Genomic DNA, 16,101 nt, shown 5'->3' on the forward strand with positions numbered 1-16,101 from the left:
GTGACGAACCCGTGCCGGAGCGTGCGCGGAGCGTGGCCGGACGGCACCACCCCGCGTCGCTGATACGCTGGTAGCCCGTGGACCGGTGGGCCCCTTCCCCGGAGGGGAAATCCGAACAGGGCACCCCCGAACCGCAGCGACGGCACCGTCGGAGCTCTCCGGCAGGCAGCCGCCTCGCACCCTCCAGACCGCGACCACGGGAGCCCCCTCTTGGCCATGCCAAAATCCACGACGACCAAGCACATCTTCGTCACCGGGGGTGTCGCTTCCTCTCTCGGCAAGGGGCTGACCGCCTCCAGCCTCGGCATGCTGCTCAAGGCCCGCGGTCTGCGCGTCGTGATGCAGAAGCTCGACCCGTACCTCAACGTCGACCCCGGCACGATGAACCCCTTCCAGCACGGTGAGGTGTTCGTCACCAACGACGGCGCCGAGACCGACCTGGACATCGGGCACTACGAGCGTTTCCTCGACCGTGACCTGGACGGCTCCGCCAATGTCACCACGGGCCAGGTCTACTCGACGGTGATCGCCAAGGAGCGGCGCGGCGAGTACCTGGGCGACACCGTGCAGGTCATCCCGCACATCACCAACGAGATCAAGCACCGCATCCGCCGGATGGCGACGGACGAGGTCGACGTCGTGATCACCGAGGTCGGCGGCACGGTCGGCGACATCGAGTCGCTGCCGTTCCTGGAGACCGTCCGCCAGGTGCGGCACGAGGTCGGCCGCGACAACGTGTTCGTCGTCCACATCTCGCTCCTGCCGTACATCGGCCCCTCGGGCGAGCTGAAGACGAAGCCGACCCAGCACTCGGTCGCCGCGCTGCGCAACATCGGTATCCAGCCGGACGCGATCGTGCTGCGCTGCGACCGCGAGGTGCCGACCGCGATCAAGCGGAAGATCTCGCTGATGTGCGACGTCGACGAGGCCGCCGTGGTCGCCTGCCCCGACGCCCGTTCGATCTACGACATCCCGAAGGTCGTGCACACCGAGGGCCTGGACGCCTACGTCGTGCGCAAGCTGGACCTGCCGTTCCGGGACGTGGACTGGACGACCTGGGACGACCTGCTCGACCGGGTCCACAACCCCGACCACGAGATCGTCATGGCCCTGGTCGGCAAGTACATCGACCTGCCCGACGCCTACCTGTCGGTCACCGAGGCGCTGCGCGCGGGCGGCTTCGCCAACAAGGCCCGGGTGAAGATCAAGTGGGTCACCTCCGACGACTGCAAGACCCCGGCCGGCGCCCAGGCGCAACTCGGTGACGTCGACGCGGTCTGCATCCCCGGAGGCTTCGGGGACCGCGGTGTGCTCGGCAAGGTCGGCGCGATCCGCTACGCGCGCGAGAACCGGATTCCGCTGCTCGGTCTCTGCCTGGGCCTGCAGTGCATCGTGATCGAGGCGGCCCGCAACCTCGCGGACGTCTCCGACGCCAACTCCACCGAGTTCGACCCGGCCACCTCCCACCCGGTCATCTCCACCATGGCCGAGCAGCTCGACATCGTCGCCGGTGAGGGCGATCTGGGCGGCACGATGCGGCTCGGCATGTACCCGGCGAAGCTGGCCGAGGGCTCGATCGTGCGCGAGGTGTACGACGGCAAGGAGTACGTCGAGGAGCGCCACCGGCACCGCTACGAGGTGAACAACGCCTACCGCGCGGAGCTGGAGAAGAAGGCGGGGATCGTCTTCTCCGGCACCTCCCCGGACGGCAAGCTCGTCGAGTACGTCGAATACCCGCGCGAGGTCCACCCGTACCTGGTCGCGACCCAGGCACACCCGGAACTGCGGTCGCGTCCGACGCGTCCGCACCCCCTGTTCGCGGGTCTGGTCAAGGCCGCCGTCGAGCGGAAGATCTCGAAGTAACACACCGGTTGTACGGTTGCCGGGGTGCCCACCCTCAGAGGGTGGGCACCCCGGCTGCTTTTCACACCCACCGCAATCGCACGACCCCTGTACGTCGGGAAGGACGGGCATGACGATCAAGGACACCCCGGCGGAGTGGGAGGTCCGGGAGACCCGGACCCCCTTCGTCGGCAACAAGACCTCCGTCCGCACCGACGACGTGGTCATGCCCGACGGGACCGTGGCCCATCGCGACTACCAGGTCCACCCGGGCTCCGTGGCCGTCCTCGCCCTCGACGACGCCGACCGTGTCCTGGTCCTGCGCCAGTACCGCCACCCCGTGCGCCACAAGCTGTGGGAGATCCCGGCCGGTCTGCTCGACGTACCCGGCGAGAACCCGCTGCGCGCCGCCCAGCGGGAGCTCTACGAGGAGGCGCACGTCAAGGCCGAGGACTGGCGGGTGCTGACCGACGTCTACACCACCCCCGGCGGCTGCGACGAGGCCGTACGGATCTTCCTGGCCCGCGGGCTGTCCGAGGCCGAGGGCGACCGTTTCGAGGTCGAGGACGAAGAGGCCGACATGGAACTGGCCCGGGTGCCCGCCGCGGACCTGGTCCGCAAGGTGCTGGCCGGTGAACTGCACAACAACTGCCTGGTGGTGGGCGTCCTCTCGCTCGTCGCCGCACGGAGCGGGGACGGGCTCGACGCGCTGCGCCCCGCCGAGGCGCCGTGGCCGGCGCGCCCGTTCGAGGCCTGAGCGGCCCCGGCGAGGCCTGACCCGCCCGGCCCCTTGCGATGTGACCATCGGCTGATCCGATCGGGGGACGCATTCGCCGCGCTCCACACGGAACGTAGCAGAGCGTGAACTAGGCTCTGGAAAACGCCCGATCCGGAGTCCCGGCGGGCTTGCGCGTGCGGTGGGACGGGAGTGTGGCCCGTGACGGATCAGGCGGTGGACACGGACGGTGCACGGCTCTCCCAGGGCGTTACCGCGGGTGACCGGTTCCTGGGCCGTACCAGGGAGCTGAAGGAACTGCGCGCCGACATCGAGCGCGCGGGACTGGACACCCTCTCCGGCCGCAAGGCTCCCCGCGCGCGCGTGCTGCTCATCGCCGGCCGGCCGGGCTCGGGCCGCACGGCTCTCGGCGAGGAACTCGTCCGCCAGGTCGCCGACCGGTACCCCGACGGAGTGCTGCGCGCCCGGCTGCGCGAAACCGACGGCACGCGCGTGCCGGTCGAGCGCTCCGCGCGCGAACTGCTCGACGCGCTCGACGTGCCCGCCCCGGCCGGCGCCGCCGAGGACGATCTCGTCGAGGCGCTGCGGACCGCCCTCGACGGCCGCCGGACGCTGCTCCTGCTGGACGACGCGGCCGACGCCGAGCAGGTCGACGCCCTGCTGCCGGACAACCCCGACTGCCTGGTGGTCGCCGTCTCGGAGGGGCCGCTGACCGGCATCTCCGACGTCCGCCCGTGCACCCTCGGCGGTCTCGACACCAAGTCCGCCGTGGAACTGCTGTCCCGGTCCACCGGCTCGGTCCGCATCACCGTCGACCCCCGGGCCGCTGAGAGCCTGGCCGAGCAGTGCCAGGGGCAGCCGGCCGCCCTGGTCCTGGCCGGCGGCTGGCTCGCCGCCCGGCCCCAGGCCGCCGTCGCCGACCTCGCCCGGCAGCTGCATGCCGACCCCGACAACGGCACCGTCGGCAGCGCGGGCACCGCGGTCGGCCGGGTCCTCCACCTCGTGCACGCCGAACTGCCCGCGCCCGCCGCCCGGACCCTGCGCCTGCTGAGCCTGGCCCCGGCCGGCCTGGTCGACCCGCACACCGCCTCCGCGCTCGCCGGCTGCTCGGTGGGCAGCGCACGCTCCACCCTGGACGGCTTCGTCTCCGTGGGCCTGCTGCACCCGGCGGGGTCGTCGCTGCCGCAGTACGAGGTGCCCCGCTGCCTGCACCCCCTGCTGCGTGCTCTCGCCGAGACCCACGAACGGCCCGGGGAGCTCCAGCTGGCCCGCGCCCGCATGCTGGAGCGGACCGTGCGGCTGCTCCAGTCGTGCAGGGCCATCACCGAGACCGACAGCCCCCGGGCACGCGAGAGACTGCTCGGGATGCCGCGCTCCCTGCGCTTCGCCACCCCCCGGGCCGCCGCCGACTGGCTGCGGGCCCGCCGGCCCGCCCTGCTGGCCTCGGCCCGGCTCGCGGTCGCCGACGGGACGCTGGACACCCTGGCCCGCCGCCTGATGTCGCAGCTGGTGCGTGCCATGGTGGCCCACTTCGGCACCCAGGCCGCCGCGAGCGATCTGTACGGCATCCACCACCTGGTCCTCGACGTGGCCGAGCGCCGGGAACTGCCCCGCGAGAAGGCCGCGGCCCTGCTGAACCTCGGCGACCTCGACGCCCGGACCGGCCGCACGGCCGACGCGCTGGCGCGCTACCGGGCCGCGCTGGACGCCGGACGCGCGGCGAACGACCCGTACGCGACCGGCCGCGCGATGGAATCCGTGGGAGGCGCTCATCTGGAGCTCGGGGACTTCGACCGGGCCGCCGACTGGTTCGGGCGGGCCCTCGCCGAGCGGCTCGCCCGGGACGAGCGCGCGGACGCCGCCCGCCTCTACGGCAGGATCGCCGCCGCCCACACCTACGTCGGCCGCTACGGCGAGGCGCTGCGGAACTGGCGGGCGGCGGTCGCCGGGTACCGCAAGAGCGGCGAGGTGACCGCCCAGGCGCGGGCGCTGAGCGAACTGGCCCGGGTCCAGGAGTACGCGGGCCGGCCCGAGGATTCGCTGCGCACCTGCCGGGAGGCGGTGGAGTGGGCCCGGCGGGCCGAGGACACCCGGCTGCAGGCGGCGCTGCACCTGCGGCTCGCCGACACCTTCGAGCACCTCGGCGACCCCGCGTCGGCCGCGCTGCACCGGGAGACGGCCGAGGGGATGCTGCGGGAGGAGGCCGAGGCGTCCCGGGCATCCGGCATCGACCCGGAACAACCGGGACGACCAGGACAACCGGAACAAGGGGGCGACGCCTGCGAAAGTCGTGCCGCCCCTGCGGAAGGCTGATGCTTTGCGAGGTTGGGCGGCGGCACAGCCTTCGTCGAGATGGTGCCGCGGTGCTGTCTCCAGCGGTCTCCCGGTGCGCGCGCGGGTGCCGGGTACGGGTAGTGATACTTCATATCTGCGCATCACTCTGCTAACCGAGGACCGTGATCGATGTGAAGGTCGGCATCCCCCGCGAGGTCAAGAACAACGAGTTCCGGGTGGCCATCACCCCCGCCGGCGTGCACGAACTGGTGCGCCACGGTCACCAGGTCGTCATCGAGCGCGGCGCAGGCGTCGGCTCCTCGATCCCGGACGGTGAGTACATCGCCGCGGGAGGGCAGATACTGGACACCGCCGACGAGGTCTGGGCCGCCGCCGACCTGCTGCTGAAGGTCAAGGAGCCGGTCGCCGCGGAGTACCACCGGCTGCGCAAGGGCCAGACGCTCTTCACCTACCTGCACCTGGCCGCCTCCAGGGAGTGCACGGACGCGCTGCTGGCGTCCGGCACCACCGCGATCGCCTACGAGACCGTCGAGCTGCCCGGCCGCGTGCTGCCGCTGCTCGCGCCCATGTCCGAGGTCGCGGGTCGGCTGTCCGCCCAGGTCGGCGCCTACCACCTGATGCGGGCCGAGGGCGGCCGCGGCGTGCTGCCCGGCGGTGTCCCCGGGGTGCAGGCCGCCCGGGCCGTCGTCATCGGCGGAGGGGTCTCCGGCTGGAGCGCCGCGCAGATCGCCGTCGGCATGGGGTTCCACGTGACCCTGCTGGACAAGGACATCAACAAGCTCCGTGAGGCCGACCGGGCCTTCGGTGCGAGGATCCAGACCGTCGTCTCCAACGCCTTCCAGCTGGAGAAGGCCTGCCTGGAGGCCGATCTGGTGATCGGCGCGGTGCTGATCCCCGGCGCCAGGGCGCCGAAGCTGGTCACCAACGACCTCGTCTCACGGATGAAGACCGGGAGTGTCCTTGTCGACATCGCGATCGACCAGGGCGGCTGCTTCGAGGACTCCCGCCCGACCACACACGCCGAGCCGACGTTCACGGTCCACGAATCGGTCTTCTACTGCGTCGCCAACATGCCCGGAGCGGTGCCCAACACCTCCACCTACGCCCTCACCAACGCCACGCTGCCCTACGTCGTCGAACTCGCCGACCGCGGCTGGGTGGAGGCGCTGCGCCACGACTCCGCGCTCGCCAGGGGCCTCAACACGCATGACGGCAAGGTCGTGTACCGGGAGGTCGCCGAAGCCCACGGCCTGGACCACGTGGAAGTCGCCGCGCTGCTCGACTGAACCCGGGGGAGGCGGGGAAGGTGACCTCCGGGCGCCAAGTCGACCAAGTCACCGACCCGCAAAGGCGATACGTCAACCAGTTTCATCAACGCGGCCGACTCGGCCCGGCCTTGCCCGACAGGTCCGGCGAGATGTGTGTATGGTCACTTCACGGATCCAGGACAACTCACCTCGAACGTAACGCTTCCACCGATTCGCACACCGGTGGAACCTGCTGTGCGACGGTCGTACGCCCTTGACAGAGGGATGTTTCATTGTCGACACATCGGGCCGGGTCCGGCGGATTGTGTTGCTGCGGACCGCCGACACGCCATAGAGTCGCCAACCGTCGGCATGATGCCACGCTGACCTGTCTAGAAGTTTCCTGGTCACCAAGGAGGTAAGACGACTTGTGAATGAGTCGACATTTACTCCCGGGGGTGGTCAACCAGGAATGCCTGCACGGGACCGGGGTCCCGCGGGGTTCGCTGCTGTCGGCTCCGTCGCCGTGCACACCTTCGCAGCCCAACAGAGTCAGCAGGCGACTCTCACTGCACACCCGAGCATGGATGGCCATCACGTGAACGCCATGGCCGGCGACGGAAGTGGCGCGCCCCACAACCAACTCGCCGACTACGACGAACTGCCCGAGGGGCATTTCTACGACCCCGACGCCGAGTACGAGCCGGATCCCGAGTACGCGGCCACCCTCGCGCCCGACGCTGCCCGCCAGCGCCGCGAGCGCGTCGGCCCGACCGGCCGTCCGCTGCCGTACTTCCCGATCCCGGGCCCGCTGACCGACCACGGCCCCGCGAAGATCATCGCGATGTGCAACCAGAAGGGCGGCGTCGGCAAGACGACGTCGACCATCAACCTGGGTGCCGCGCTCGCCGAGTACGGCCGCCGGGTGCTGCTCGTCGACTTCGACCCGCAGGGCGCGCTGTCGGTCGGACTCGGCGTCAACCCGATGGAGCTCGACCTCACCGTCTACAACCTGCTCATGGAGCGGGGCATGGCGGCCGACGAGGTGCTGCTGAAGACGGCGGTCCCCAACATGGACCTGCTGCCCAGCAACATCGACCTGTCGGCGGCCGAGGTCCAGCTCGTCTCCGAGGTCGCCCGCGAGTCGACGCTGCAGCGCGCGCTGAAGCCGCTCATGGACGACTACGACTACATCGTGATCGACTGCCAGCCCTCGCTCGGCCTGCTCACGGTCAACGCGCTGACGGCGGCGCACAAGGTGATCGTGCCCCTGGAGTGCGAGTTCTTCGCCCTGCGCGGCGTGGCGCTGCTCACCGAGACCATCGAGAAGGTCCAGGAACGGCTCAACCCCGAGCTGGAGCTCGACGGGATCCTCGCCACGATGTACGACTCGCGCACGGTGCACAGCCGTGAGGTGCTCGCGCGCGTCGTCGAGGCGTTCGACGACCACGTCTACCACACGGTCATCGGGCGTACGGTCCGCTTCCCGGAGACGACCGTCGCCGGTGAGCCGATCACCACGTACGCGTCCAACTCCGTCGGTGCCGCCGCCTATCGCCAGCTTGCCAGGGAGGTGCTCGCCCGGTGTCACGCCGAGTGAGTCTGCCGGGGGCCGACGAACTCTTCCGTACGACAGGGGGGACGGCGCTCCAGGCGTCCACGCCGAGGCGCCAGGCGGGCGGCGAGGCCCGGGTCCCCGCTCCCGCGGGGGAGGGCGGCGCGGCCGCGGCCCAGGACGACACGCCGCAGTCGGTGCCCGCGCAGGGTGGCGACGGCGAGGGTGCCGAGCACGTCGCCACGGAGCCCGAGCCGGCCGAAGCCGGCGAGTCCCGCAGCCGCGCCGCGCAGGAGCGCCCCGTGCGACGGCGGGGGGTGCCGCAGGGAGCGGCGGGTTCGGCCGGTTCCGCCGGTACGGCCGCCGAGGGGGCCCCGCGCAAGCGCGCGAGAGCGGCGGCGCGACGGCCCAGTGGACGTGAGCGGCACGACGAGAAGATCACGGTGTACGTGTCCGCCGAGGAGCTGATGGACCTCGAGCACGCCCGTCTGGTGCTCCGGGGCGAGCACGGACTGGCCGTCGACCGGGGCCGGATCGTCCGCGAGGCGGTCGCCGTGGTCCTCGCCGACCTGGAGTCCCGCGGAGACGCCAGCATCCTCGTGCGGCGCCTGCGCGGACGGTAGCGGTAGCCTGCGGAGGCCATGACCTCGAACGACACCCCCGCCACCGGCCACGGCCCGCGGCCCGGCCGCCGGCGCGCGCTGGGGCGGGGGCCGGGGGCCGCGCCGCCGGTGACACCGCCCGCGGAGGCGGGGGCCGAGGGGCCGGGACCGGGGACCGTGCCCGCCACCGAGGACCGGGCTCCGGTTCCGGCGGCCCCGCAGGACGTACCGGATGTACCGGACGTCGGGCGGTCTCCCGGATCGGTACCTGGGACTCCTGAGGCGGCCGAGGGTGCCGAGGAGGGCGACGGCAGGTTCAAGGTCCGGCTGTCGAACTTCGAGGGACCGTTCGACCTGCTGCTTCAGCTGATCTCGAAGCACAAGCTGGACGTCACCGAGGTCGCGCTGTCCAGGGTGACCGACGAGTTCATGGCGTACATCCGGGCGCTGGGACCGGACTGGGACCTGGACGAGACGACCGAGTTCCTGGTGGTGGCGGCCACCCTGCTCGATCTCAAGGCGGCACGCCTGCTGCCCGCCGCCGAGGTGGAGGACGAGGCGGACCTCGCCCTGCTGGAGGCCCGGGACCTGCTGTTCGCCCGCTTGCTCCAGTACCGGGCGTACAAACGGATCGCGGAGATCTTCAGCGGGCGGCTCGACGACGAGGCCCGGCGCCACCCCCGGACCGTGGGGCTCGAGCCGCACCACGCCGAGCTGCTGCCCGAGGTCGTCATCAACATCGGCGCGGAGGGGTTCGCCCGGCTCGCCGTCAAGGCGATGCAGCCCAAGCCCACACCGCAGGTCTACGTCGACCACATCCACGCGCCGCTGGTCAGCGTGCAGGAGCAGGCCGGGATCGTCGTCGCGCGGCTGAAGGAACTCGGCGAGGCCGGTTTCCGGGAGCTGATCGAGGACACCGACGACACGTTGACCATCGTCGCCCGGTTCCTCGCGCTCCTGGAGCTGTACCGGGAGAAGGCCGTCGCCCTCGAGCAGGAGACCGCGCTCGCCGAGCTGACCGTGCGCTGGACCGGCGGTGACGGGGACGTCACCCCCACCGTCACCGACGAGTTCGACCGGCCGCCCGAGCCGCCGAGGGAGCCGGAGGAGCAGTCGGAGGAGCGGTCGGAGGGACAGCCGAAGAAGGAGGAGAAGGCGTGAGCGAGGACACGACCGACGTTCCCGCGGGGCTGCGCACCGTCGCGGACCTCGACCTCACACCCGCCCTGGAGGCGGTCCTCATGGTCGTGGACGAGCCCGTGACCGAGGAGCACCTGGCCAAGACACTGGAACGGCCGAGACACCAGGTCGCGGACGCCCTGCGCGCGTTGGCCGACGAGTACACCGCCCAGGGGCGCGGCTTCGAGCTGCGGCTCATCGCCGGCGGCTGGCGTTTCTACAGCCGCCCCGAGTACGCCGCGGCCGTCGAGGGCTTCGTCCTGGACGGCCAGCAGGCCCGGCTCACCCAGGCCGCCCTGGAGACCCTCGCCGTGGTCGCCTACCGCCAGCCGGTCAGCCGCAGCCGGGTCTCCGCCGTACGCGGAGTGAACTGTGACGGGGTCATGCGCACCCTGCTGCAGCGCGGTCTGGTCGAGGAGGCGGGCACGGAACCCGAAACAGGTGCGATCCTGTACACGACGACGAACTACTTCCTGGAGCGGATGGGCCTGCGCGGTCTGGACGAGCTCCCGGAGCTCGCGCCCTTCCTCCCGGAGGCGGAGGCGATCGAGGCCGAGACCCAGGAAGCCGTACCGTCGTTCGATCCGGACGCTCCGGACCCGGACGACGGTCCCCCTACGAACACGGAATTGTGATGCGAAGCAGCGGCAGCGGCAAGAGCGGCGGACGCGGTAACCCCCGCGGTGCCGGCGGCAACAGGGACCAGAGGCAGGGGCAGGGCCGCCCCGGTAAGCCCCGCCCCGAGGAGCGCCGCTACGAGGCGGGCCCCGGAGGCGTCAAGGAAGGCCCCAAGTCCGGCCGCGGAGGCGCCAAGCCGCCGTCCCAGAAGAGCGGTGGCCGGGGTGGTCGTACCGTCCCCGGGCGTTCGCGCGAGTACGAGACGCGGATCGAGGAGCGCAACCGCGACCGGTACGCGGGCAAGGCGGACGTGAAGCCCCCGAAGACCTTCCCGGGGGCCGAGCAGGAGGGCGAGCGGCTGCAGAAGGTGCTCGCCCGCGCGGGGTACGGCTCCCGGCGCGCCTGCGAGGAGCTGATCGAGCAGGCGCGGGTCGAGGTCAACGGCGAGATCGTGCTGGAGCAGGGCCGCCGGGTCGACCCCGAGAGGGACGAGGTCAAGGTGGACGGGCTGACCGTCGCCACCCAGTCCTACCAGTTCTTCTCGCTGAACAAGCCGGCCGGTGTCGTCTCCACCATGGAGGACCCCGAGGGGCGTCAGTGCCTCGGCGACTACGTCACCAACCGGGAGACCAGGCTGTTCCACGTCGGCAGGCTCGACACCGAGACCGAGGGCGTCATCCTGCTCACCAACCACGGTGAGCTGGCACACCGGCTGACCCACCCGAGGTACGGGGTGAAGAAGACCTACCTCGCGCACATCGTCGGACCGGTCCCGCGCGACCTGGGCAAGCGGCTGAAGGACGGCATCCAGCTGGAGGACGGTTACGCGCGCGCGGACCACTTCCGCATCGTCGAGCAGACCGGCAAGAACTACCTCGTCGAGGTGACCCTGCACGAGGGCCGCAAGCACATCGTGCGCCGCATGCTCGCGGAGGCCGGCTTCCCGGTCGACAGGCTGGTGCGCACGGCGTTCGGGCCGATCGCCCTGGGCGACCAGAAGTCGGGCTGGCTGCGCCGGCTGTCGAACACCGAGGTCGGCATGCTGATGCAGGAGGTCGAGCTCTAGGGGCTTGCCGCCGGACCGCACCCCCTTTTATAGTCGAGTTGACTATAAAAGGGGGTGCGGGTGTTGGACGGCTACGACAAGTACGCCTTCGAACCTTTCGCCGTCACCGTCGACCTCGCCGTGTTCACGATCCGCGGGGGCGCGCTGCACGTACTGCTCGTCGAACGCGGCCAGGAGCCGTACGCCGGCCGGTGGGCGCTGCCGGGAGGCTTCGTCCGGCCGGACGAGTCCGCGGAGAGCGCCGCGCGGCGCGAGCTGGGCGAGGAGACCGGGCTGACGGACGTGTCCGGGCTGCATCTGGAGCAGCTGCGGACCTACAGCGAACCCGGTCGGGACCCGCGGATGCGCGTGGTGTCCGTGGCCTTCGCCGCGCTGCTGCCCCAGGCTCCCGAGGCGCACGGCGGCAGCGACGCGGCACAGGCCCGCTGGACGCCGTACGACTGTGCGCGCGAGCTGGCCTTCGACCACGACCGGATCCTGGCCGACGCCCGGGACCGCGTCGGCGCCAAACTCGAGTACACCTGCCTCGCCACCGCCTTCTGCCCGTCCGAGTTCACCCTCGGGGAGCTGCGACAGGTCTACGAGACCGTGTGGGGCACCGCGCTCGACCGGCCCAACTTCCGGCGCAAGGTGCTCGCCACCCCGGGCTTCGTCGAGGCCGTCCCGGGCGCCGCGCGCCTCACCGGCGGCCGGGGCAAACCCGCCGCGCTGTACCGCGCGGGCACCGCCGCCACCCTCCACCCACCACTGCTCCGGCCGACTCCGGAAGGACGTCCCGCATGACCACGACCACCGTCACCAAGCGCGCCGCCACAGGCGCGCTCACCGGACTCGCCCTGGGGGACGCGCTGGGCTTCCCGACCGAGTTCAACGACGTCCCGTCGATCCTTGCCAAGTTCGGTCCCTGGCGGGGGACGGACCTGCCGAAGCCGGCGATCGTCACCGACGACACCCAGATGACCCTCGCTCTGGGCAGGGGCCTGCGGACGGCGATGGACCGGGGCGTACTCACCCCGAAGCGGCTGGAGCGCCCGGTGCGCGAGGAGTTCGTGGAGTGGTACCGCTCGCCCGAGAACAACCGTGCCCCCGGCAACACCTGCCTCAAGGCCTGCCACCTGCTGGCCGGCGAGGACCGGCCCTGGCAGGACGCCTCCCAGGTCGGCTCCAAGGGCTGCGGCGCCAACATGCGGGTCGCCCCCATCGGCCTGGCCCCCGGTCTGACCGACGAACAGCGCGCGGGCGCCGCCCAGTTGCAGGCAGCCCTCACCCATGGGCACCCGACCGCGCTCGCCGCCTCCGACCTCACCGCCCACGCCGTACGACTGCTCGCCCAGGGCGCCGAACCCACCGGCCTGATCGGCCTGTTGCGTTCCCACGCCTACGAGAACCGCACCCACTACCACGAGTTCTGGCTCGGCGACCTGTGGACCCGCGCCCAGGACCCCACCCCCGAGCACTTCATCACCCGCGGCTGGGACGAGTGCCTGGACATCCTGGAACGCCTCCAGCACGCCGTGCGCACCGTCTCGCCCGAGACCGACCCGTGCCTGGCGACGGGGGAGGGCTGGATCGCGGAGGAGGCCCTGGCGACCGGCCTGCTCTGCTTCCTGCTCTTCGTCGACGAACCGCTCACCGCCCTGCGCCGCGCCGCCTGCACCGCGGGCGACTCCGACTCGATCGCCTGCCTGGCGGGCGCCTTCGCCGGTGCCCACCTGGGCGCGGACGCCTGGCCCGCCGAGTGGGCGGACCGCATCGAGTACCGCGAGGAACTGCTGGCACTCGGCACCCTCTGGGACGCCCGGCCCTAGGGTCTGTCCGGCGGACCATGCCGCAGGAAACCGACGGCGCTTTGTCAGTGCGGGTGAGCGGGTGAGCGGGGGACGATGGGGCCCCTCCCGCTCATGGGGGTCCTTCCCGTTCATGGGCCCCTCCCGCTCGGGCGAAGCCGAGAGTGGGGGAGGAGTCAACGCGGTGGGGGTCCCCTGTTCGGAGAGCTCGGGGGAGGGCGTGCCGGCCCCCGCGTCTGCGGCATGATCAGCCGGGCAGGTCCCGATCCGCCCGGAGGGCCGAGGCGTGGCGGGTGCGGATGAGGAAGTCCTCCACCCGCCGACGGTCCGGTTCTGCGGGGAGCGGGCTGTGCCGGACGGCCTCCCCGGCCTCCCGCTCCAGACGCGTCATCCGTGCCTCGACCTCGGACCAGGCGACCTCGCCCCGCTTCACCGCGAGCAGCGACGCGCGCTCCTCGCCCACGTCGATCGTGAGGGTGCCCGTGCGCAGCACGTCGCGGGCGGAGGCCAGCAGACGGAGCAGATGCATCGCGTGCTTCCACCGGGGCGCCCCGTGGACGCGGACGTCGGCCTCCAGTTTGCGGCGCTGGTTGTGGGCGATGGGGGCACCGCCCGCGCGAGCGAAGCCGAGCGTGGGGGAGGGTGAACGTCTCGTGGACCCGGCGGGAGAGGAAAGCGCCGCGCAGGGCGAGCAGTTCGCGCCCGGTGCCGTCGGCGTGCTCCACGAGCGGTGAGTGCAGGCACTCCAGGATGTTGGGGTTGGCCCGCAGGGCCAGCTCGCAGAAGCGCTCCAGCTCCCAGCTGAACTGCTCCTCGGCCGGTCCCTCGACATGGGTCGGCGGCTTCTCGAAGCGCCAGAACAGGGGAGTGGGGGCGAGGAAGACGCCCCGGCGGTCGGTGTCGCTGCCCTCCGTGGCCAGACCGAAGGCACGCGACCCCATGACGCAGGCGTAGACGGTGTGGTCGCGGACCAGGTGCTCGGGGCGCATGACCGGGAGCGTAGGCGGTGGCTCACGCCAGGCGAATCGAATTTCCCTCCGCCGTGATCTGCTCCGCAGACAGCGGACTGGCCGCCGGGCCCCGGTCCACCGAGCCGTCGGTGACCCGGAACCGGCTGCCGTGGCAGGCGCAGTCGACGGTGCCGTCCGAGACGTCCGCCAGGAGGCAGTGCCGGCGGGTGCAGATCGCCGAGAAGGCATTGAAGCCGCCCCGCTCCGGCTGCGTCACCACGATCTTCTCCTCCTTGAGGATCACCCCTCCGCCCCCCGGGATGTCGCCGGTCGAGGCCGGTTCCCGGCCTGCGGACGCGCTGGGCGGAGCGGTGTCCGTGGCGGTGTCCGGCGAGGAACCCTCGCCGCTCCCGCCCCCGCCGCAGCCGACGGCCGGTGCCGTCACACCTGTCGCGAGAAGGACCGTGCGCCGCGTCGTGGGAGGGGACGTGTCGTCGCTCCGGGGAGAGGAAGGACCGCGGGCGAGGCGGAGAGGGCCCCAGCAGTCTGGCACCGGACACGCCGTCCGTCTCGGCGGGCGGGCACCGGACACCGGCCGCGCCCGTTCTGACTAGGCTGGACGACCGACACCCACGTCGGCGGGCCGGTGAGTGAACACGCCGGCACCCCCGTACATCAGCGCACCAGCAAGGAGCATCGTCGTGGCGGTACGAGCGGTCCGGGGCGCCGTCCAACTCGAGCGGGACGAGTCCGGTCACATGGAGGAGCAGGTCGGAGCCCTGCTCACTGCTGTCCTGCAGCGCAACGGTCTGGCCGCGGACGACCTGATCAGCATCTGGTTCACGGCCACGCCCGACCTGCACTCCGATTTCCCGGCCGCTGCCGCCCGCAGGCTCGGCATCGTCGACGTCCCCCTGATCTGCGCCCAGGAACTGGACGTCGAGGGCGCCATGCCCCGCGTCGTCCGCATCCTCGCGCACATCGAGTCCGATCTGCCGCGTGCCGACATCGCCCATGTGTACCTCGGTGCCGCGGCGGCCCTGCGCAAGGACATCGCCCAGTGAGAACCGCACTCGTCATCGGCACCGGGCTGATCGGCACGTCCGCCGCCCTCGCCCTGTCCCGGCGGGGCGTCGTCGTCCACCTCGTCGACCACGACCCGGAGCAGGCCCGTACGGCCGCCGCGCTCGGCGCAGGCACCGACCGGGAGCCGGCGGGCCCGGTGGACCTGGCGATCGTCGCCGCCCCGCCCGCCCATGTGGCCGGAGTCCTCGCCGAGGCCATGAGCCGTGGGGCGGCGCGCGGCTACATCGACGTCGCCAGTGTGAAGGGCGGTCCGCGCCGCGAACTCGAGGAGCGGGGGCTCGACCTGTCGGCGTACATCGGTACCCACCCCATGTCCGGCCGGGAGAAGTCCGGCCCGCTGGCCGCCGGCGCGGATCTCTTCGAGGGCCGCCCGTGGGTGCTCACCCCCACCCGGGACACCGACACCGAGGTGCTGAACCTCGTCCTCGAACTGGTCTCGCACTGCAGGGCCGTACCGGTCGTCATGGACGCCGACGCCCACGACCGTGCCGTGGCCCTCGTCTCCCACATGCCGCACCTGGTGTCCAGCATGGTCGCCGCACGCCTGGAACACGCCGAGGAGGCCGCCGTACGGCTGTGCGGGCAGGGCATCCGGGACGTGACCCGGATCGCCGGCTCGGACCCCCGGATGTGGATCGACATCCTCTCCGCGAATCCCGGACCGGTCGCCGACCTGCTCACCGACGTCGCCACCGACCTGGAGGAGACGGTGCGGTCCCTGCGCGCACTGCAGTCCTCCGACGAGGACAAGCGCCGCGAGGGCAGCACCGGCGTCGAGGGCGTGCTGCGCCGCGGCAACGCCGGCCGGATCCGGGTCCCCGGCAAGCACGGCTCCGCGCCGCGCGTCTACGAGGTCGTGGCGGTGCTCATCGACGACCAGCCGGGCCAGCTGGCCCGCATCTTCGCCGACGCGGGACGGGCGGGCGTCAACATCGAGGACGTGCGCATCGAGCACGCGACCGGGCAGCAGACCGGTCTGATGCAGCTCATGGTGGAACCCGACGCGGCCCCGGTGCTCACCGCGGCACTCCGGGAGCGGGGCTGGGCGATCCGCCAGTGAGCCCCGCCGGACAGCGGGCGGGCGACGGCGTCCTGCGACAGCGCCCGTGCCGGTTCCGGGGCCCTGCGCGCAGCCGGG

The 16,101-nt window shown here is 72.0% G+C and carries 14 protein-coding genes and 1 pseudogene; 13 read left to right on the forward strand and 2 right to left on the reverse strand.

What is annotated here, in order from left to right; genetic code table 11:
* Window positions 1-216: 216 nt before the first annotated feature.
* From ACTWJ9_RS26745 to ACTWJ9_RS26795, 11 genes are all read left to right on the forward strand, one after another.
* Window positions 217-1,863: a CTP synthase gene (locus ACTWJ9_RS26745; protein WP_279336824.1), complete on the forward strand. Its 1,647-nt coding sequence runs from the start codon at window positions 217-219 to the stop codon at window positions 1,861-1,863.
* A 109-nt stretch (window positions 1,864-1,972) separates the two neighbouring features.
* On the forward strand, window positions 1,973-2,599 hold the full coding sequence (locus tag ACTWJ9_RS26750; protein ID WP_279336825.1) for an NUDIX hydrolase: 627 nt from the start codon (window positions 1,973-1,975) through the stop codon (window positions 2,597-2,599).
* Between the two features lie 180 nt (window positions 2,600-2,779).
* Window positions 2,780-4,891 (forward strand): tetratricopeptide repeat protein, encoded by a 2,112-nt coding sequence (locus tag ACTWJ9_RS26755; protein WP_279336826.1) that lies wholly within the window; start codon window positions 2,780-2,782, stop codon window positions 4,889-4,891.
* A 143-nt stretch (window positions 4,892-5,034) separates the two neighbouring features.
* On the forward strand, window positions 5,035-6,159 hold the full coding sequence (gene ald / locus ACTWJ9_RS26760; protein WP_279336827.1) for an alanine dehydrogenase: 1,125 nt from the start codon (window positions 5,035-5,037) through the stop codon (window positions 6,157-6,159).
* A gap of 433 nt (window positions 6,160-6,592) precedes the next feature.
* Window positions 6,593-7,720, forward strand: coding sequence for a ParA family protein (locus ACTWJ9_RS26765; RefSeq protein ID WP_202280511.1), 1,128 nt, complete (start codon window positions 6,593-6,595; stop codon window positions 7,718-7,720).
* Window positions 7,705-8,298, forward strand: coding sequence for a hypothetical protein (locus ACTWJ9_RS26770; RefSeq protein WP_279336828.1), 594 nt, complete (start codon window positions 7,705-7,707; stop codon window positions 8,296-8,298). Before ACTWJ9_RS26765 ends, ACTWJ9_RS26770 begins: the two co-directional genes overlap by 16 nt.
* A gap of 18 nt (window positions 8,299-8,316) precedes the next feature.
* Entirely contained in the window at window positions 8,317-9,438 is a 1,122-nt protein-coding gene (locus tag ACTWJ9_RS26775; protein WP_279336829.1) for a segregation and condensation protein A, read from the forward strand.
* Entirely contained in the window at window positions 9,435-10,091 is a 657-nt protein-coding gene (gene scpB / locus ACTWJ9_RS26780; protein WP_279336830.1) for an SMC-Scp complex subunit ScpB, read from the forward strand. The genes ACTWJ9_RS26775 and scpB overlap by 4 nt, the downstream gene beginning before the upstream one ends.
* Entirely contained in the window at window positions 10,091-11,140 is a 1,050-nt protein-coding gene (locus ACTWJ9_RS26785; protein ID WP_279336831.1) for a pseudouridine synthase, read from the forward strand. The genes scpB and ACTWJ9_RS26785 overlap by 1 nt, the downstream gene beginning before the upstream one ends.
* A gap of 63 nt (window positions 11,141-11,203) precedes the next feature.
* Window positions 11,204-11,923: an NUDIX hydrolase gene (locus ACTWJ9_RS26790; RefSeq protein WP_443295927.1), complete on the forward strand. Its 720-nt coding sequence runs from the start codon at window positions 11,204-11,206 to the stop codon at window positions 11,921-11,923.
* Entirely contained in the window at window positions 11,920-12,948 is a 1,029-nt protein-coding gene (locus ACTWJ9_RS26795; protein ID WP_387040189.1) for an ADP-ribosylglycohydrolase family protein, read from the forward strand. Before ACTWJ9_RS26790 ends, ACTWJ9_RS26795 begins: the two co-directional genes overlap by 4 nt.
* 226 nt (window positions 12,949-13,174) lie before the next feature.
* Here ACTWJ9_RS26795 and ACTWJ9_RS26800 read toward each other — a convergent pair.
* Together ACTWJ9_RS26800 and ACTWJ9_RS26805 are read right to left on the reverse strand one after the other, a co-directional pair.
* A pseudogene (locus ACTWJ9_RS26800) lies at window positions 13,175-13,916 on the reverse strand (nucleotidyltransferase domain-containing protein).
* Window positions 13,917-13,938: 22 nt separating this feature from the next.
* Window positions 13,939-14,322 carry a Rieske (2Fe-2S) protein gene (locus ACTWJ9_RS26805; RefSeq protein ID WP_443294863.1) on the reverse strand — a complete coding sequence of 128 codons (384 nt, stop codon included), beginning with the start codon at window positions 14,320-14,322 and terminating at the stop codon, window positions 13,939-13,941.
* Window positions 14,323-14,578: 256 nt separating this feature from the next.
* Between ACTWJ9_RS26805 and aroH the strand changes: the two genes are divergently transcribed.
* Complete coding sequence (aroH, locus tag ACTWJ9_RS26810; RefSeq protein WP_279336834.1) at window positions 14,579-14,941, forward strand: chorismate mutase; 363 nt, start codon at window positions 14,579-14,581, stop codon at window positions 14,939-14,941.
* Complete coding sequence (locus ACTWJ9_RS26815) at window positions 14,938-16,023, forward strand: prephenate dehydrogenase (RefSeq protein ID WP_279336835.1); 1,086 nt, start codon at window positions 14,938-14,940, stop codon at window positions 16,021-16,023. Before aroH ends, ACTWJ9_RS26815 begins: the two co-directional genes overlap by 4 nt.
* Window positions 16,024-16,101: the final 78 nt, after the last annotated feature.

The organism is Streptomyces sp. GDS52 (assembly GCF_052246875.1).
GTDB lineage: Bacteria > Actinomycetota > Actinomycetes > Streptomycetales > Streptomycetaceae > Streptomyces > Streptomyces cathayae.